This is a genomic window from Pseudomonas sp. FW215-R2, from assembly GCF_058789255.1.
Window position 1 is genome coordinate 225,639 of sequence record NZ_JBYTBO010000002.1, and the last position, 18,638, is coordinate 244,276.

The 18,638-nt window shown below is 62.7% G+C and carries 16 protein-coding genes; 8 read left to right on the top strand and 8 right to left on the bottom strand.

Translation table 11 applies throughout. The annotated features are described in order from the left end of the window. Positions 1 to 180: 180 nt before the first annotated feature. Genes AC3WRD_RS03525 through pilG form a run of 6 tightly spaced genes read right to left on the bottom strand, consistent with a single transcriptional unit; the run spans position 181 to position 10,033 of the window. Positions 181 to 648 carry a chemotaxis protein CheW gene (locus tag AC3WRD_RS03525; RefSeq protein WP_102619704.1) on the bottom strand — a complete coding sequence of 156 codons (468 nt, stop codon included), beginning with the start codon at positions 646 to 648 and terminating at the stop codon, positions 181 to 183. Next, positions 641 to 6,556: an Hpt domain-containing protein gene (locus AC3WRD_RS03530; RefSeq protein WP_102619703.1), complete on the bottom strand. Its 5,916-nt coding sequence runs from the start codon at positions 6,554 to 6,556 to the stop codon at positions 641 to 643. Before AC3WRD_RS03530 ends, AC3WRD_RS03525 begins: the two co-directional genes overlap by 8 nt. Before the next feature lie 22 nt (positions 6,557 to 6,578). Next, complete coding sequence (locus AC3WRD_RS03535; RefSeq protein WP_096817628.1) at positions 6,579 to 8,639, bottom strand: methyl-accepting chemotaxis protein; 2,061 nt, start codon at positions 8,637 to 8,639, stop codon at positions 6,579 to 6,581. 13 nt (positions 8,640 to 8,652) lie between these two features. After that, positions 8,653 to 9,192, bottom strand: coding sequence for a chemotaxis protein CheW (locus tag AC3WRD_RS03540; RefSeq protein ID WP_102619702.1), 540 nt, complete (start codon positions 9,190 to 9,192; stop codon positions 8,653 to 8,655). A 10-nt stretch (positions 9,193 to 9,202) separates the two neighbouring features. After that, positions 9,203 to 9,568 carry a twitching motility response regulator PilH gene (gene pilH / locus AC3WRD_RS03545; RefSeq protein WP_007953328.1) on the bottom strand — a complete coding sequence of 122 codons (366 nt, stop codon included), beginning with the start codon at positions 9,566 to 9,568 and terminating at the stop codon, positions 9,203 to 9,205. Between the two features lie 60 nt (positions 9,569 to 9,628). Then, positions 9,629 to 10,033, bottom strand: coding sequence for a twitching motility response regulator PilG (gene pilG / locus AC3WRD_RS03550; RefSeq protein WP_096817626.1), 405 nt, complete (start codon positions 10,031 to 10,033; stop codon positions 9,629 to 9,631). A 224-nt stretch (positions 10,034 to 10,257) separates the two neighbouring features. On the opposite strand from pilG, the gene gshB reads away from it, so the two are divergent. From gshB to AC3WRD_RS03585, 7 genes are all read left to right on the top strand, one after another. Continuing rightward, positions 10,258 to 11,208, top strand: coding sequence for a glutathione synthase (gene gshB, locus AC3WRD_RS03555; RefSeq protein WP_096817624.1), 951 nt, complete (start codon positions 10,258 to 10,260; stop codon positions 11,206 to 11,208). A gap of 107 nt (positions 11,209 to 11,315) precedes the next feature. Then, the gene (locus tag AC3WRD_RS03560; protein ID WP_102619701.1) at positions 11,316 to 12,215 is read left to right on the top strand and encodes an energy transducer TonB; all 900 of its coding nucleotides are present in this window, start codon (positions 11,316 to 11,318) and stop codon (positions 12,213 to 12,215) included. 59 nt (positions 12,216 to 12,274) lie between these two features. Next, a complete protein-coding gene (locus AC3WRD_RS03565) occupies positions 12,275 to 12,847 on the top strand; it encodes a YqgE/AlgH family protein (RefSeq protein ID WP_096817620.1) in 573 nt (190 codons plus the stop codon). Further along, entirely contained in the window at positions 12,847 to 13,284 is a 438-nt protein-coding gene (gene ruvX, locus AC3WRD_RS03570; RefSeq protein WP_096817618.1) for a Holliday junction resolvase RuvX, read from the top strand. Before AC3WRD_RS03565 ends, ruvX begins: the two co-directional genes overlap by 1 nt. Positions 13,285 to 13,365: 81 nt before the next feature. Beyond that, positions 13,366 to 13,869, top strand: coding sequence for a bifunctional pyr operon transcriptional regulator/uracil phosphoribosyltransferase PyrR (gene pyrR / locus AC3WRD_RS03575; protein WP_102619700.1), 504 nt, complete (start codon positions 13,366 to 13,368; stop codon positions 13,867 to 13,869). A gap of 27 nt (positions 13,870 to 13,896) precedes the next feature. Continuing rightward, on the top strand, positions 13,897 to 14,901 hold the full coding sequence (locus AC3WRD_RS03580; protein WP_095164512.1) for an aspartate carbamoyltransferase catalytic subunit: 1,005 nt from the start codon (positions 13,897 to 13,899) through the stop codon (positions 14,899 to 14,901). Next, on the top strand, positions 14,898 to 16,169 hold the full coding sequence (locus tag AC3WRD_RS03585) for a dihydroorotase (RefSeq protein WP_096817614.1): 1,272 nt from the start codon (positions 14,898 to 14,900) through the stop codon (positions 16,167 to 16,169). The genes AC3WRD_RS03580 and AC3WRD_RS03585 overlap by 4 nt, the downstream gene beginning before the upstream one ends. Positions 16,170 to 16,204: 35 nt before the next feature. Here AC3WRD_RS03585 and AC3WRD_RS03590 read toward each other — a convergent pair whose 3' ends face one another. Further along, positions 16,205 to 16,639 (bottom strand): NINE protein, encoded by a 435-nt coding sequence (locus AC3WRD_RS03590; protein WP_096817612.1) that lies wholly within the window; start codon positions 16,637 to 16,639, stop codon positions 16,205 to 16,207. 248 nt (positions 16,640 to 16,887) lie between these two features. On the opposite strand from AC3WRD_RS03590, the gene AC3WRD_RS03595 reads away from it, so the two are divergent. Next, a complete protein-coding gene (locus AC3WRD_RS03595) occupies positions 16,888 to 17,511 on the top strand; it encodes a C40 family peptidase (protein WP_096817610.1) in 624 nt (207 codons plus the stop codon). A 51-nt stretch (positions 17,512 to 17,562) separates the two neighbouring features. Here the strand turns inward: AC3WRD_RS03595 and AC3WRD_RS03600 are convergent, their stop codons facing one another. Continuing rightward, complete coding sequence (locus tag AC3WRD_RS03600) at positions 17,563 to 18,597, bottom strand: type IV pilus twitching motility protein PilT (RefSeq protein WP_102619699.1); 1,035 nt, start codon at positions 18,595 to 18,597, stop codon at positions 17,563 to 17,565. Positions 18,598 to 18,638: the final 41 nt, after the last annotated feature.

Below are 18,638 nucleotides of genomic sequence, written 5' to 3' on the forward strand. Positions count from 1 at the left end.
CACCCTAGCCCTCTCCCGGAGGGAGAGGGGACTGACCGGGGGATATTGGCGAGATGCACCGAAATGAACGATTTGCTCTGAATCCATAATCAACACGGTGGTTCAGGTCGATGGATGATCCAAGACACCTCGGTCGGCCCCCTCTCCCTCCGGGAGAGGGCTGGGGTGAGGGCTAGGCGTCTAAACCAGCCCCGCATCCACCAACAGCTTCTCCAGCGCCAACAGATCCGGCACCTTCGCCACCTGTTCCCCGACCTGCACCGCCGCCTGCTCCAGCGCACACAGCGGCACGTCGACATAGCTCAACTGGCTATCGAGCTTGTACGAGCGTGGAATCCCCTGCACCAGCAATGCAATGAAGCGCAGTGTCGGCAATCCGCCGAGGGCGTTGAGGATGACAATCCGTGCCCGTTCGCCGATGACGATCTTGTTACCGCACGCCGACTCGAAACTCAGCAGCGGAATCTGCCGTTCGCGCCAGGTCACCCGGCCCAGATACCACGGCGGTGTATCGAGGTCGAAGGCGCTGGACTGGTAGTCGATCAGCTCGGCCACGGCGACGTTGGGCAGGATCAAATTCCGATCGGCCAGCGGCAGCAGCAGCCCGGTGAGCTGGCTGCTGCGCTGGTTATGACGCCGCTCATGCATGTTTTTTGCTCCACAGGGCAATGCTTTCGAGCAGCACCGATTCCTGGTACGGCTTGCCGAGGTAGTCGTTGACGCCGATGGCCATGGCGCGGTCGCGGTGTTTCTGCCCGGTGCGCGAGGTGATCATGATGATCGGCAGGTGTTGCAGGCGTTCATCGTGGCGCACCTGGGTCGCCACTTCGAAGCCGTCCATGCGCGGCATTTCGATGTCGAGCAGCATCAGGTCGGGCATGTGCTCTTCCAGCAGTAACATCGCGTCGACCCCGTCCTTGGCGGTCAGCACATTCATGCCATGACGTTCGAGCAGACGGCTGGTGACCTTGCGCACGGTGACCGAGTCGTCGACCACCATCACCAGCAGCGGCTTCTGCGGTTCGCTTTCGATTTCGTGGCTGGCCGGACGCTGCGGCAACCGCGCCTGCATCGCGCGGATCGGCGCCAGCAGATCGAGGATCAGCACCACCCGGCCATCGCCGAGGATCGTCGCCCCGGACACGCCCTGCACCGCCGCGAATTGCGGGCCGAGGCTCTTGACCACGATCTCGCGGGTGCCGGCCATGGCGTCGACCTGCACCGCGATGTGCCGCTCGTTGCATTGCACCAGCAGCACTGGCAGCGGCAGGCTCTGGCCGAGCAGTTTCGGCCGTGGCGCGGTTTTCAGCAGCTCGCCCAGGTAGCACAGTTCATAACGCTGGCCGCCGTACTCGTAGCGCGGCGGATCGTGGCGGAAATGCCCGTCCAGTTCATTCGGCAAGACGCGGACGATGCCGTCGATGGTGTTCAGCGGAATCGCGTATTGATCCTCGCCGCACTGCACCATCAGCGCACGGTTGACCGACACGGTGAACGGCAGGCGAATCCGGAAATGCACGCCCTGCCCCGGCACCGAGTCGATGCTCATGGTGCCGCCCAGTTGCCGTACTTCTTCGTGCACCACGTCCATGCCCACGCCGCGCCCGGAAATCTGGGTGATTTTTTCGGCGGTGGAGAAGCCCGGCTGAAGGATGAACTGCAACACTTCGCGGTCGCTGATTTCAGCGTTCGGCGCCAGCAGACCGCGCTTGACCGCTTTGCGTCGCACCGCGTCCAGCGGCACGCCGGCGCCGTCATCGCGGATGTCGAAAACGATGTCGCCGCCCTCGCGGGACAGGTCGAGGCTGATCTGTCCTTGGGCCGGTTTACCCGCTGCCAGTCGCACGTCGGCCGGCTCCAGACCATGGTCGACGGCGTTGCGCAACATGTGCTCCAGCGGTGCGGCCATGCGTTCGAGGACGTTGCGATCCATCTCGCCTTCGGCGTTGCCGACGGTGAACGCCACGTCCTTGTTCAGCTCTTCGGCGACCTGACGGACGATGCGTTTGAGTCGCGGCAACATGCGCTCGAACGGCACCATGCGCGTGCGCATCAGGCCTTCTTGCAATTCGGTGTTGATCCGGCCCTGTTGCTGCAACAGGTTCTCGGCGTCGTGGGTGCGCCGGTCGAGGGTTTCCTTGAGGTCGAGCAGGTCGGAGGCGGATTCGAACAGCGCCCGGGACAACTGCTGCAACTGCGAATGGCGATCCATTTCCAGCGGATCGAATTCTTCGTAGCCCAGACGTTCGGCGTCCACTTGCTGACGACTGAGAATCCGCCCCTGGGTTTCGGTGTCGAGCCGGCGCAACTGATCGCGCATGCGCTCGATGGTGGTTTCCATCTCGTTCAGGGCTGTCTGTGCATCGCTGACCTGCTGCTCGATACGCCCACGGAAAATCGAGGTTTCGCCCGCGAGGTTGACCAAGTCATCGAGCAGTTCGGCGGAGACCTTGACCATGTCCGCGCCGGCCTCGGGGACAGGCGCGGTGGTTTCGGTTTTAACCGGCGCCGGCAACAACAGCGGTGGCGTTGGTGCGGCCACCGGGTGGCTGAAATTCTGGATCGCGCTGATCAGTCGATCCGCTGGCGGGCACGGCTGGCCGGCGCGCACCGCGTCGAGCATCTGCGCCAACCGGTCATGACCGCGCTGCAACAGAGCAAACAGTTCGGCGCTGCCCTGCAGGGTGCCGGAGGACAGGCTTTCGTACAGGTATTCGAGCTCATGGGCGAGGTCGCCGATGGGGCCGATTTCCACCATCCGCGCGCCGCCCTTGAGGGTGTGCAGGTCGCGCAGCAGGGTTTCCACTTCCTGGCGGTTGCCGGGCTCGGCCTGCCAGCGCAGCAGCGCGGCGCCGGAGTTTTCGATGATGTCGAAACCTTCTTCGAGGAAGATTTCCAGCAATTCCGGATCGTGCCCCGGGCCGTCATGGCTGGCGACGGCGGGCGGTGTCTCGGGACTGCCGGCCTGACCCTGACGGAACTGGCGGATCGCGTCGATCAACTCCTGCGCCGGTTTCAACGGCTGATGGTCATGCAGTTGATCGAGGAACAACGCCAGGCGGTCATGGCTTTGCAGCAACAGCCGGCCCAAGGCATCGCTGTGGTTGTAGCGGCGATCCACCAGGCCTTCGTAAAGGCTCTCCAGTTCCTGGGCAAGATCACCGACGGCCTCGACCTCGGCCATTCGCGCACCGCCCTTGAGGGTGTGCAGATCCCGTTGCAGCGACGACAGCGGCGCGCCGTTTTCCGGGTCGTTCAACCAGCGCTGCAAGGCTTGCCCGGCGCTGTCGAGGATGTCCACCGCCTCTTCGAGGAAGATCTCGACGATCTCGTCATCCGGGGCGATCCCGGTGGTGCTTTTTTGCAGTTCGGCAGTGGCGCTGCCCAGTTCGGAAATGCTCAGGGTTCGACTGCCGTCGCTGCGAATCAGGCCCATGGCCGACGGGTCGAGGCTTTCGTCGAGCAGTTCGTGCAGCGCACGAATACGCTGCGGTTGCGGGGTGATTTCCTGGCCGGCGGCCAGTTCGTCGAGCATGTTGATCAGCGCTTCGTGGGCCTGCTGCGCCTCATGGAAAAACCGCTCGCTGACCGCCAGGCTGCTTTCTTCCACCGCGCCATACAGGTCGAGCAAGGCTTCGCACAACACGTCCACCGGCAGCAGATCTGCCAAGTGCGCGCCCTCGCCGAGGGTCGTCAGTTCATCCAGCAGCGCGCTGAGTTCCTGGCGTTCGCCGGGGTGCTGCTGCCAGCGTTGCAGGAGGTTTTCGGCGTCGAGCAGGATGTCCATGCCCTGGGCCAGGAAGTTGTTGATCAGTTGCGGATCACGCTTGACCCGCAAGCTGCTGCTCGGCGCATTGAGGATCGATTCCAGCCGCTCACTCAGCAGGGTTTCGGTGCGTTTGATCAACGACTGGGCACCGACAATCGGCGCCAGCGGATCGTGCTTGAGCTGACGCAGACCGACGCGGAACAGGCCCTCGGCTTCCAGCAGCAATTCCACTTCGTCGAGGTCCAGCGCCAGTTGATGGGCCTTGTATTCCCGGGCCAGTTTGTCCAGCGGCGCCGCCAGTTCGGCGATCGGCAATACGCCGGCCATCGACGCGCTGCCCTTGAGGGTGTGCAGCGCTCGCTGCAATTCATCGCTGGCCTGCAACGGCACGTGTTCGGCGGCCTGATCGAGGAAGCGGTTGAGGCTGGCGAGGTGGGTTTCGGCTTCGTTGCGGAAAATCTCCAGCAACAGCGGATCGAGCGCAGCGACGTCTTCCACGTCTTCGGCCGGCAGCGGCGTGGCGCCCTTGGCCAAGGCGTGGGCGCGAGCCGCCAGCTGATCGACATCCTGGCGCTGACGCTGGTGGTTGATGGCGAACTCGGCAATCAGGTCCGGCAGCAACAGCAACGTATCGGCGAGCAATTGTTGCACCGCCGGGCCCGGTTCGACGCTGTGTTCCAGCACCCGGTTGAGCAGGTTTTCCACCGCCCAGGCCAGTTCGCCGAGAACCAGCGCACGCACCATGCGACCGCTGCCTTTCAAGGTGTGAAAGGCCCGGCGCAGCTCACTGAGGGCTGTGCGATCCTGCGGATCGGCGGTCCAGCGCGGCAGGTATTCGCGCAGCACATCGAGCACTTCCTCGGTCTCTTCGAGGAACACCTCACGCAACTCGTCGTCCACCGGCTCTTCATCGGCCGGTGGCGGCAGCAGACTGCCGGGCGTGGTCAGCGCCGGCGGGTTGACCGCCGACACCGGGCTGGCCAGCACATCGGCCAGCGACTGCACGATGTCCGGGTCATCGAGTTCCTGCAGGTCCTGCATCACCAGCGCTTCGCTGGGGCTGAGCACATCGTCGAGCACCGGCACATGCTGTTCGCTGGGCGGCTCGTCAGGAAAGTAGCCGAGGCTGGCCAGGCTTTTCTGCGCGACATCCAGCAGTTGCTCGCTCGGCGCCTGCGGGTCATCGGTCAGGCGTTCGAGGTAATACTCAAGGCTGGTGATGACATCGGCGAGGTTATCCAGTTGCTGCCAGCCCGGCTCATGGGGATCGAGCAGCAGATGCTCGCGGATGAACCCGTTACAGGCTTCCAGCAGGCTCGCCGCACGGGTCAACGGAATCATCGCCAGTGCGCCGCGCACCTGGGTCAGCAGCGCTGGCAACGGTTGCAGTTGCTGGCGATCCCAGTCGGCGTCGATGTAGTCGACGATCATGTCCTTGGCCTGTTGCAGGCAGATACGCGCTTCCTTGATCACGATCTGATGGATCTGCGTCAGGTCGGTGGTTGGCAGGCGCGAGTCTTCCGGGCTCTCCGGTTCCACCGTGCCGACCATTCCGGCCAGCGTCGCTTCGACGTAAAGCAAGGCGCCGGCGACGTCCATCAGCGTGGCGTCGTTCGGTTCGCGCTGGCCCTGAGCGAGGCTGAGCACCACCGCCAGTTGATCGATGATGACCTTGCGCGGCTGGCCGAAACCGAGCACCGCGAGGGTGTCGGCGATCTGCCGCAGCGGCGCCAGCAGGCTGTCCAGATCCGAGGTGTGCTGGCGATCGCTGCGCACGAACAGGTCGAGGCGCTCCTTGACCCGCACCAGCTCTTCGCACAACGCCGCGAGCACCGAGCGCATGGCATCGCGGTCGGGGCCGGCCAGCCGCGCGCGTTCTTCGTCGACCATCGCGCTGTCGGGCAACGCGTCGTCCAGGGAGTAGCGATCTTTCATGGTCAGCATCTGCCCGGTGGGATGTTCGGCTTTGGCAATATAGAACAGCAGGCTTTTGAACAGCTCGGGCGGCGGTGGCTGGTTGAGGCCGGCCATGCCTTGCTCGAGCAGACGCTTGAGTTCCTTGTCGGCGTCCTTGAACAGGCTGCGCAGGGCCGGGCTGTTGGCGATCCGGCCTTCGCGCATGCCCTCGACCAGCGCCGAGGCGACCTGCCACAACGGGCTCAACGGTGCCTCGCCGCTCAAGGCTTCGAGGCGGGTGAAGACTTTGCTCAGGTAACCGAGATGCGTCTGGTCGTCCTGTTCGCGGAGCAATCCCACCAGTGCCATCTGCAACATCTGCCGTAGCTTGCGCAACACATTGGGCAGATCCGCCGGTTCCAGCAGGGCCAACGCTTCCGCGCTTAGCGGCGGCAGCTCGGGCAATTGCGGGCTGAACAGGCTGGTCTCGGACAACAGGCTTTCGCCCCGGGCACTGCGCAAGTCGTTGATCAGTGGCAGCACCACCAGCGGCAAGTCACGGCGGGCACCTTGCACGCGATCGAGGTAAATCGGTAACTGACCGAAGGCCTGCAACAGCAGGTGCAAGGCTTCGTCGCGGTGGCTGACGCGATCGTTCTGCAGGGCTTCGACCAGGTGCTCCATCTCTTCGGCGAGCAAGGCCGCGCCGTAGAACTCGACCATCTGCAGACTGCCGTGGACCTGGTGGATGCACGCCAGGCACTCGTCGAGGCCGGGCACCGACTGCGGATCGTCGAGCACGGCTTCGATGGCCTGATGCGCCTGTCTCAGCGTTTCAGCAATTTCGCCCTTGACCCATTCGAGGGCCACGTAGTCGTGCCGGTCACCCATAACCACTCCGCTCGACATGAACTCACGCCTTGTCCGTGGCGGGCGCTGCCGCCGCGGGCAAGGTGAACCCGGACACCGAACGCCGCAACTGGCTGGCCATTTTCGCCAGGTTGCCGATGCTTTCGGCGGTGGCCGTGGAGCCGGACGAGGTCTGCGAGGTGATCTGCTGGATCACGTTCATCGTCAGGGAAATCTGCCCGGCCGAAGACGTCTGCTGCTGCGCCGCGTTGGAAATGCTCTGGATCAGCGCCGCGAGGGTCTTGGACACGCCTTCGATTTCTTCCAGGGCCACACCGGCATCCTGCGCCAGCCGCGCGCCGCGCACCACTTCGGTGGTGGTCTGTTCCATGGAAATCACGGCTTCGTTGGTGTCGGTCTGGATCGCCCGTACCAGTGTCTCGATCTGCCGGGTCGCGGCGGACGAACGTTCGGCCAGCCGTTGCACTTCGTCGGCAACCACGGCGAAGCCACGTCCGGCGTCACCGGCCATCGACGCCTGAATCGCCGCGTTGAGGGCGAGGATGTTGGTCTGGTCGGCAATGTCGTCGATCAGGCTGACGATGTCGCCGATTTCCTGGGACGACTCGCCCAGACGCTTGATGCGTTTGGCGGTGTCCTGGATCTGTTCGCGAATGTTGTCCATGCCGTGGATGGTGTTGTGCACCACCTCGTTGCCCTTGTTGGCGATCTCCACCGAACGCTCGGCCACCGCCGAGGATTCGGCGGCGTTGGCCGACACTTGATCGATGGACTGGGCCATGTCGTTGATCGCGGTCGAGGCTTCGGAAATCTGCTGGGCCTGATGCTCGGAAGCCTGGGCCAGGTGCATGGCGGTGGCCTGGGTTTCCTGCACCGCAGCGGCGACCTGGCCGGCGGTGAGGTTGATGGTCGCCACCAGGTCGCGCAACTGGTCGACCGAATAGTTGATCGAATCGGCGATGGTCCCGGTGAAGTCTTCGGTCACCGAAGCCGTTACCGTCAGGTCACCATCGGCGAGATCTTCGATTTCATCCAGCAGACGCATGATCGCGTTCTGGTTACGTTCGTTCTTCTCGGCGGTTTCCTGCAACTGCCGGTTGGTTTCCCGGACCATGACCATGCCGATCAGGATGATCGACGCCAGCGCCAGCAGGCCCAGCACGTAACCGCCGATGGTGTCGGTGTTGCGGCCGCCGGCGAGGTTCTCGAAACCGGTGGCCAGGTGCGAGGCTTCGTCGAGCAGGGTCTGCGACAGGCTGAAGATGTTGGTGGCGGACTCGCGGACCTTGAACAGCTCCGGCGAGGTTTCGAGGATTTCATCCACTGAGCCCGAGACGAACTGGAACAGCTCGGAAATCTCGCTCAGACGAGCGCGGGCGTCGCGGTCTTCGACCTGGCTGATCTTCAGTGTCGGGTTGCCTTGCAGCATGCCGTTCAACACCTGACCAAAACGCGCGGCGTCACGACCGAAGGCATCGGCAGCCTGTTGCGAGTTTTCATCGCCGGAGAGCACGGTATTCACCGCGCCGAGAATCCGCTCGGCCAGCAGCGACTGACGCTGGGCCATCGCCACCTGCGCCGCCGGGGCGCCGCGTTGCAGGAGGATCTCGACGACTTTTTCGTATTCGATCTGCAACTGCGGCACGGTTTCGGCCAGGGTTGCGGCGACCTGATGCAGGGACAGTACAGTCTGTTCGCTGGACAGGATGGCGTCGGTGTTTTTCAGCAGGCGTTCCCAGTCCAGCTGCACGGCGCGCATTTCCGGGCGCACGGTGGACGGTGCCGGCGGCAGGCCGGTGGCCGGATCGCCCTTCTTCAGGTAACCCCAGCGCTGGGCGAAATCGTTGCGCGCATCGCTGAGCAGCTTGAACGCGGCCGACTTGCCGGCCGCCGCTTCGGTGGCGTTCTTGGCGATCCGCTGCGACAGCACCCGCAGCTCACCGGCGTGACCGATGTACTGTTTGTCGTAATTGGCCTGGGTGTTGAGGTAAGCGAAGTTGGCGAACAGCAGCATGATGAACACGATCAGCGCGATGAACAGCACGATGATCTGCGAGCGGCTGCGCGAGCCTTCTGCGGGCTTGCTGGTTTTTGCTTTGATCATCGGTCCTCGCCTGTTAAACCGCGACGTGCATGAAACTCGGTGACTGCGCCAGCGCAAACAGGCTGAACACTCGCCAGTTCTGCTCGCGCCGGAAATACCCTTTGACGAACTCGCCCTTGGAGCCTTGCCGTTTACGGATCGAGACGGGTTCGAAGCTGTCTTGCTCGAAGTGCTGCAAGCCGAAGACCTCATCGACCAGCACACCGGCAAAAACGTCCTGATGCTCCACTACCAATACCCGCCGCTGCTTGCGCATGGGTGACAGCTCATGGCCGAAGAATCCGCACAGGTCCATGATCGGCAACAACCGCCCGCGCAGATTGGCCACGCCCTTGACCCACGGCTTTACCCCCGGCAGTTGGGTGAAACGCGGTTCGGGCAGCACTTCGCTGACGTCGCCCATCGGCGCGACGTACCAGTGCTCGCCCAGACGAAAGCCGATGCCGCTCCAGCGATCCTGGCGCGCCGGCTGCGACGGCAGGTCCGCCGCCAGCAGGCGACAGCGCTGGTCGATCTGCCACAACAGTTCGAACGCGGTCAGCGACTCGCTCATGGCGGCGCGATCAACCGGCCAGCACGTTGTTCAGGGTCTTGATCAGCGTGTCTTCATCGACCGGTTTGGTCAGGTAATCCTTGGCGCCCTGGCGAGTGCCCCAGACCTTGTCGGTTTCCTGATCCTTGGTGGTGATGATGATGACCGGGATGTGGCTGGTTTCAGCGTCCTTGGTCAGTTGGCGGGTCGCCTGGAAACCGTTGAGGCCGGGCATGACGATGTCCATCAGCACCGCGTCGGGTTTTTCCTGACGGGCCAGGGCCACGCCGTCGGCGCCGTTTTCGGCTTTCAACACTTCGTGGCCGTGCTTTTCCAGCATGCCGGTCAGTTTGTACATTTCGGTCGGCGAATCATCGACGATCAGAATACGTGCCATGGTCTTCCCCATTTTTCTTGTCGACACCGGGCCCGCTGGCCGAGCGTCACTGTGCGTGTCTTACTGCGGCAAATCAGCGGTAAAGCCCGGAACATGGGCCGCAATCGCGTCGAGCAGTTCTTCCTTGCTGAAAGGCTTGGTCAAAAATTGATCGGAACCGACAATCCGCCCCTTGGCCTTGTCGAACAGCCCGTCGCGGGACGACAGCATGATCACCGGCGTTGCCTTGAAAGCACTGTTGTTCTTGATTAAAGCGCAGGTCTGATAACCATCCAGACGCGGCATCATGATGTCGACAAAAATGATCCCGGGGTGGTTGTCGGCGATCTTCGCCAGGGCGTCGAAACCGTCGATCGCCGTGATGACTTCGCACCCTGCATTTTTCAACAGGGTCTCGGCGGTGCGACGAATCGTTTTCGAGTCGTCGATCACCATGACCTTCAAGGCGCTGGACTGCTGTTCCATAAGGGGGCTCTACCGTCGCCTTTGCGAATCAATTTGTCCGTTTTGCGATGACTGATGGCTGGAAACCCTTGATGTTCAAGGGCCAGCACGGCTGGCAGCCTTTTTAGCACAGTCTCCAGAAGCAATCTATCGACGGGTTTTTCCTTGACCGAAAACCCGCCCGGAGCCACTCTGGCGGCACTTTTTTCATACCGATCCGGTAGCCAATTTTCGAGGAAAACCCAATGAGCGTTCGCGTCGGGATAGTCATGGACCCAATCGCCAGCATTTCCTATAAAAAGGATAGCTCGCTGGCCATGCTGCTGGCGGCGCAGAAGCGCGGCTGGGAACTGTTCTATATGGAACAGCAGGACCTTTATCAGGGCGAAGGTCAGGCACGGGCGCGGATGAAGCCGCTGAAAGTCTTCGCCAACCCGGAAAAATGGTTCGAACTGGGCGCCGAGCAGGATCTGCCGCTGAGCGACCTGAACGTGATCCTGATGCGCAAGGATCCGCCGTTCGACATGGAGTTCGTCTACTCCACCTACCTGCTCGAACAGGCCGAAGCCGCCGGCGTACTGGTGGTCAACAAGCCGCAGAGCCTGCGCGACTGCAATGAAAAACTGTTCGCCACGCTGTTCCCGCAGTGCACGCCGCCAACCGTGGTCAGCCGCCGCGCCGACGTGCTGCGTGAATTCGCCGCCAAGCATGGCGACGTGATCCTCAAACCGCTGGACGGCATGGGCGGCACGTCGATCTTCCGTCACCGCGTCGGCGATCCGAACCTGTCAGTGATCCTCGAAACCCTGACCGCACTCGGCACCCAACAGATCATGGGCCAGGCGTACCTGCCGGCGATCAAGGATGGCGACAAACGCATCCTGATGATCGACGGCGAGCCGGTGGATTACTGCCTGGCGCGGATTCCGGCCCAGGGCGAAACCCGTGGCAACCTCGCGGCCGGCGGCCGTGGCGAAGCCCGTCCGCTGACCGACAAGGATCGCTGGATCGCCGCTCAGGTCGGCCCGACCTTGCGCGCGAAGGGTCTGCTGTTCGTCGGCCTGGATGTGATCGGTGAACACCTGACCGAAATCAACGTCACCAGCCCGACCTGCATCCGCGAGATCGACAATGCCTTCGGCACCGACATCGGCGGCCTGCTGATGGATGCCATCGAGAAAAAGCTGCAAGCTTGATGTGTGTCACATGCAGCCTGTCGCTTGATGCTTGAAGCCCAAGGCGAGAAACCAACATTGCGTTATCATGCGCGGCCTGTGAAAAACGCGATGTTGGTTTTCTTGTCATGACACTTCCGTCCGATCTGCCCGCTGAACTCGCCCATAAAGGCGTGCGCCCGGTCGATCGCCTCGGATTTACCCTGTTTCTCGCGGCGCTGATCCATCTGGCGCTGCTGCTCGGCGTGGGTTTCACCATGGTCGAGCCCAAGCAGATCAGCAAAACCCTGGAAATCACCCTCGCCACCTTCAAGAGCGAAACCAAGCCCAAGAAGGCTGATTTCCTCGCCCAGGAAAACCAGGAAGGCAGCGGCACCCTCGACAAGAAGGCGATCCCCAAGACCACCGAGGTCGCGCCGTTCCAGGACAATCAGGTCAAGAAGGTCACCCCGCCGCCGGCCGCCAAGACGGAAGTGCAGGAAGCGGCGCCCAAGGCGGCCGTGACCACCGTCGCGCCGAAACCGAAAAAGGCACCGACCAAAAAAGAAGAAGCCAAGACCGAGACCAAACCGACGGTCGACGCCCCGACTTTCGACAGCTCGCAGCTCTCCAGCGACATCGCCAGCCTGGAAGCCGAACTGGCCAACGAACAACAGCTGTACGCCAAGCGTCCGCGCATCCACCGCCTGAGCGCGGCCTCGACCATGCGCGACAAGGGCGCCTGGTACAAGGACGAATGGCGCAAGAAGGTCGAGCGCATCGGCAACCTCAATTACCCCGACGAAGCCCGTCGCCAGCAGATCTACGGCAATCTGCGCCTGATGGTGTCGATCAACCGCGACGGCTCGCTGTATGAAGTGCTGGTGCTGGAATCCTCCGGCCAGCCGCTGCTGGATCAGGCGGCGCAACGCATCGTCCGGCTGGCCGCGCCTTTCGCACCGTTTACCGGGGATCTGTCGGACATCGACCGACTGGAAATCATCCGCACCTGGAAATTCGCCCGGGGCGACCGGTTGTCCAGCAACTGAGCCGATCTTTTGACCGCTCCAGCTTGTCAGTTCGCCCCCCGAACGCCACACTACCGCACATGAAAAACGTCAGCCCCAGCTACCTCAAGCATCACTTCCTGATCGCCATGCCACACATGGCCGACCCGAACTTTGCCCACACCTTGACCTACATCGTCGAGCACACGGCCAATGGGGCCATGGGGCTGGTGGTCAACCGACCGCAAGAGCTGAATCTGGCCGACATCCTCGAGCAACTGCGCCCGGACATCGATCCGCCAGCGCTGTGCCAGCATGTGCCGATCTTCATCGGCGGCCCGGTGCAGACCGATCGCGGTTTCGTGCTGCACCCGGCGGGCAAGACCTTCCAGGCGACCGTCGAACTGGAAGGCGAGCTGGCACTGTCCACTTCCCAAGACGTGCTGTTCGCCATCGCTGACGGCGTGGGCCCGGCGAAAAGCCTGATCGCCCTCGGCTACGCCGGCTGGGAAGCCGGGCAACTGGAGGCTGAAATGGCCGACAACGCCTGGCTGACCTGCCCGTACGATGCCGACATCCTGTTCAACACCAGCAGCGAGCTGCGTCTGGAAGCGGCGGCCAAGCATTTGGGGATCAACCTCAATCTGCTGACCAGCCAGGCAGGGCACGCCTGATGGCCCTGCGCCTGATCCTCGGCTTCGACTACGGCACCAAACAGATCGGCGTGGCGGTCGGCCAGGTGATTACCGGCCAGGCCCGCGAACTGTGCACCTTGAAGGCGCAAAACGGTGTGCCGGACTGGAATCAGGTCGAAGCGCTTATAAAGGAATGGAAACCCGACGCCGTGGTGGTCGGCCTGCCGCTGAACATGGACGGCACGCCCAGCGAGATGTGCCTGCGCGCCGAGAAATTCGCCCGTCGCCTCAACGGCCGCTACAACCTGCCTTTCTACACCCACGACGAGCGCCTGACGACCTTTGAAGCCAAGGGCGAACGACTGGTGCGCGGCGGGCAGAAAGGCAGTTACCGCGACAACCCGGTGGACGCCATCGCCGCCGCCCTGCTGCTGCAAGGCTGGCTCGACGAAAACACCGCACTATTTGAATCCTGACAAGCGCTACGGCGCTTTTCTTTTGGTTACAACCCGAGCCTCGGTTCGCGAGAACCGGCTCGACCCCAAGAAGGAGCAACCATGAGCCTGCCCAATCCCGCCGATCTGATCAGCCAGATGGCGACCCGCCTCAAGGCGCACCTTGCCCAGCGTGATATCAGCGAACCGCGTTACATCGGCATCCGCACCGGCGGCGTCTGGGTCGCCCAGGCCCTGCTCGAAGAGCTGGGCAGCGATGCGCCATTGGGCACGCTGGATGTTTCCTTCTATCGCGACGACTTCAGCCAGAACGGCCTGCACCCGCAAGTGCGTCCGTCCGCCCTGCCCTTCGAAATCGAAGGCCAGCATCTGGTGCTGATCGACGACGTACTGATGAGCGGCCGCACCATCCGCGCCGCCATGAACGAACTGTTCGACTACGGCCGCCCGGCCAGCGTGACGCTGGTCTGCCTGCTGGACCTGGACGCCGGCGAACTGCCGATCCGCCCGAACGTGGTCGGCGCGACGCTGTCGCTTAGCCCCCACGAACGGGTGAAGCTGTCCGGCCCGGAGCTGGCCCTCGAACTGCAAGACCTCGCCCTTTAATCCGCCCTATTGAGAGTCCCCTTCGCGATGACGCCTCTAGATACCAAGCGCCCGCTGCAGCTCAATGATCAGGGCCAGCTGCGCCACTTCCTCTCGCTCGACGGCCTGCGCCGCGAGTTGCTGACGGAAATCCTCGACACCGCCGACTCGTTCCTCGAAGTCGGCGCACGGGCCGTGAAGAAGGTCCCGTTGCTGCGCGGCAAGACCGTGTGCAACGTGTTCTTCGAAAACTCCACCCGCACCCGCACCACCTTCGAACTGGCGGCCCAGCGGCTGTCGGCAGACGTGATCACCCTGAACGTGTCGACTTCGTCGGCCAGCAAGGGCGAAACCCTGCTCGACACCCTGCGCAACCTCGAAGCCATGGCCGCCGACATGTTCGTCGTACGCCACGGTGATTCGGGCGCTGCGCACTTCATCGCCGAACATGTGTGCCCGCAAGTGGCGATCATCAACGGCGGCGACGGCCGCCACGCCCACCCGACCCAGGGCATGCTCGACATGCTGACCATCCGTCGGCACAAGGGCAGCTTCGAAAACCTCTCGGTGGCCATCGTCGGCGACATCCTGCACTCGCGGGTGGCGCGCTCGAACATGCTCGCCCTGAAGACCCTCGGTTGCCCGGACATCCGCGTGATCGCACCGAAAACCCTGCTGCCGATCGGCATCGAGCAATACGGCGTGAAGGTCTACACCGACATGACCGAAGGCCTGAAAGACGTCGACGTGGTGATCATGCTACGCCTGCAGCGTGAGCGCATGACCGGCGGCCTGCTGCCGAGCGAAGGCGAGTTCTACCGCCTGTTCGGCCTGACCACCGCGCGCCTGGCCGGCGCCAAGCCCGATTGCATCGTCATGCACCCGGGGCCGATCAACCGCGGCGTGGAGATCGAGTCGGCGGTGGCCGACGGCCCACACTCGGTGATCCTCAATCAAGTCACCTACGGCATCGCGATCCGTATGGCCGTGTTGTCGATGGCCATGAGCGGACAAACAGCCCAGCGCCAATTCGAGCAGGAGAACGCCCAGTGAAGCTCAGCATTCTCGGCGCCCGCGTCATCGATCCAAGCAGCGGCCTGGATCAAGTCACCGATATTCACGTTGAAGCCTGCAAGATCGTCGCCCTCGGCGCCGCACCGGCCGGTTTCACCGCCCTCGAAACCATCGATGCCCAAGGCCTTGTCGCGGCTCCAGGCCTCGTAGACCTGAACGTCGCCCTGCGCGAGCCGGGCTACAGCCGCAAAGGCACCATCGCCAGCGAAACCCGCGCTGCGGCGGCCGGCGGCGTGACCAGCCTGTGCTGCCCGCCGAAAACCAAGCCGGTGCTCGACACCTCCGCAGTGGCCGAGCTGATCCTCGACCGCGCCCGCGAGGCCGGCAACACCAAGGTGTTCCCGATCGGCGCCCTGAGCAAAGGCCTGGATGGCGAGCAACTGGCCGAGCTGGTGGCCCTGCGCGACGCCGGTTGCGTGGCCTTCGGCAACGGCCTGGAAAGTTTCCGCAACACCCGCACCCTGTGCCGGGCGCTCGATTACGCGGCGACCTTCGACCTGACGGTGATTTTCAACTCCCAGGATCACGACCTGGCCGACGGCGGCCTGGCCCACGAAGGCGCCACCGCCAGTTTCCTCGGTCTGCCGGGCATCCCGGAAACCGCTGAAACCGTGGCCCTGGCCCGTGACCTGCTGCTGGTCGAGCAGACCGGCGTGCGTGCGCATTTCAGCCAGCTCACCAGCGCTCGCGGCGTGGCCCTGATCGCTCAGGCCCAGGCCCGTGGTTTGAAAGTCACGGCGGATGTCGCCCTGTATCAGTTGATCCTGACGGACGAAGCGCTGATCGACTTCAGCAGCCTGTATCACGTGCAACCGCCGCTGCGCACCCGCGCCGACCGCGACGGCCTGCGTGAAGCGGTGAAGTCCGGCGTGGTCTCGGCGATTTCCAGCCATCACCAACCCCACGAGCGCGATGCGAAACTGGCACCGTTCGGCGCGACCGAGCCGGGCATCAGCAGCGTCGAGCTGCTGCTGCCGCTGGCGATGACGCTGGTCGAGGATGGTCTGCTGGACCTGCCGACCCTGCTCTCACGCCTGAGCGCCGGCCCGGCCGAGGCCTTGCGCCTGCCGGCGGGCAAACTGGCGGTGGGTGGCGCGGCGGATATCGTGCTGTTCGATCCGAAGGCCTCGACCGTTGCCGGCGAAACCTGGCTGTCGAAGGGCGAGAACTGCCCGTTCCTCGGCCATAGCCTGCCGAGTGTGGTGCGTTACACCTTGGTGGATGGCCGGATCAGCCACCAGGCATAAAAAAATGGCGAGGGAGCTTGCTCCCTCGCCATCACTTACTGAAAAGCGCCCCGCCCTTCGGCATTACGCACCGACACCTGATCGTTCAGCGTCCAGAAGTCATACAGCACGCCAATAAAGAACAATCCGCCGGTCAGCAGGTACAGCAAGCCTGTGATCCACTTGCCCTGGTACATCCGGTGCACACCGAACACCCCGAGGAACGTCAGCAGGATCCACGCCACGTTGTATTCGATCGGCCCCGCCGCAAATCGCAGATCCGCTTCCCGATCCATCGCCGGGATCAGGAACACGTCGATCAGCCAGCCGATCCCCAGTAGCCCGAAGGTGAAAAACCAGATCGTTCCGGTCACCGGCTTGCCGTAATAGAAGCGGTGAGAACCGGTAAAACCGAAGATCCACAGCAGGTAACCGATCACTTTGCTATGGGTGTCTTTTTCCTTCACACGGGGTAGCTGATAGCTGTTCATGAAGACCTCGATTCACACGATAGATAAATATTCTTTAATTCTTTGTGACTTTTTTACAGGTAGCCGACGTACGGCAAATGCTACCGTGTGTTCCGTCAAAGCCTTATAGCACCTGACTTCTGTCCGACAATTGCGTCTATTTGCCGCTTGTTTGGTTCCGTTGCCCGCCTTTTGAATCGACCAACGGCCTCGGAAGGGACAAAAAAGCTGTTATAAAGTTGCGCGCTAACACATAAGAGCCCTGCCTAATGCGTCCATTTTTCAAGACATGGCTAACCATTTGCCTATTAATGCCACTGGCCGCCCACGCCACCAATCGTGAGCAACGTCTTCCCAACGTCAACGGCTTCACCCCTAAATCCCATGCCTCTGCTCCTTCGAACAAAGGCAAGCAAACGAAACACACCACGCTCGCCAGCAAGAGTCACGGCAAGCTGGTCCCACCGATGGCGAACAAGGAAAGCAGCAACGTCCTCAGTCGCGCGGTGAACGTCCTCGGTACACCTTACCGTTGGGGCGGCAGCAGCCCAAGTAAAGGCTTCGATTGCAGCGGTCTGGTGAAATACGCGTTCAACGACGCGACTTTCGACCTGCCCCGCACCTCGAATGCCATGGCCAGCGGCCACGGCGAGAAAGTCGAGCGCAAGGATCTCAAGCCGGGCGACCTGATTTTCTTCAACATCAAGAGCCGTCGGGTCAATCACGTTGCCATCTACCTGGGCAACGACCGCTTCATCCACGCGCCGCGTCGTGGTAAAGCGGTGAGCATCGATACGCTGAACAAGCCGTATTGGGAACAGCATTACGTGGTAGCCAAGCGCGTGCTGCCGAAAGAACCAGGTGGCAAGCAGATGCGCGTGGTTCAGCGCTGATCTGTACAGATCATAAAAAACGCAGCCTTCGGGCTGCGTTTTTTTTCGTCCCTAGAAATTATCCGGTGTCCGCGCCTTCTCCCGCGCATGTTCGCGACTGATCAGGCCCTTGGTCACCAGATCCTTCAGGCACATGTCGAGTGTCTGCATCCCCAGCGACCCGCCGGTCTGGATCGCCGAATACATCTGCGCCACCTTGTCCTCGCGGATCAGGTTCCGGATCGCCGATGTGCCGAGCATGATCTCGTGCGCCGCCACCCGCCCGCCGCCGATCTTCTTGATCAGCGTCTGCGACACCACGGCCAGCAGCGACTCGGACAACATCGAGCGCACCATGGACTTCTCATCCCCCGGGAACACGTCCACCACCCGGTCGATGGTCTTGGCCGCCGACGTGGTGTGCAGCGTGCCGAACACCAGGTGCCCGGTTTCGGCAGCGGTCAACGCCAGGCGGATGGTTTCCAGATCGCGCATCTCGCCCACCAGGATCACGTCCGGGTCTTCACGCAGCGCTGAACGCAACGCCGTGGCGAAACTGCGGGTATCGCGATGGACCTCACGCTGATTGATCAGGCATTTGCGCGATTCGTGAACGAATTCGATCGGGTCTTCGATGGTCAGGATGTGGTGATGACGGTGGGTGTTGAGGTAATCGATCATCGCCGCCAGGGTGGTGGACTTGCCGGAACCGGTCGGCCCGGTCACCAGCACCAGACCGCGCGGGGCGTCGGTGATCTTGCGAAAGACATCACCCATGGCGAGGTCTTCCATGCTCAGCACTTTCGACGGAATGGTGCGGAACACGGCGCCGGCGCCACGGTTCTGGTTGAAGGCGTTGACCCGAAAACGCGCCACGCCGGGCACTTCGAAGGAAAAGTCGGTTTCCAGATGTTTCTCGAACTCCACCCGTTGGGTGTCGTTCATGATTTCGTAGATCAGCTCATGCACCTGCTTGTGATCCAGCGCCGGCAGATTGATCCGTCGCACATCGCCATCCACGCGGATCATCGGCGGCAGTCCGGCCGACAGGTGCAGGTCGGAAGCGCCCTGTTTGGCGCTGAAGGCCAGCAGTTCAGTGATATCCATAGCGTCCCTCAATTCCAGTAGAATGCCGCGAACCTTCAGAC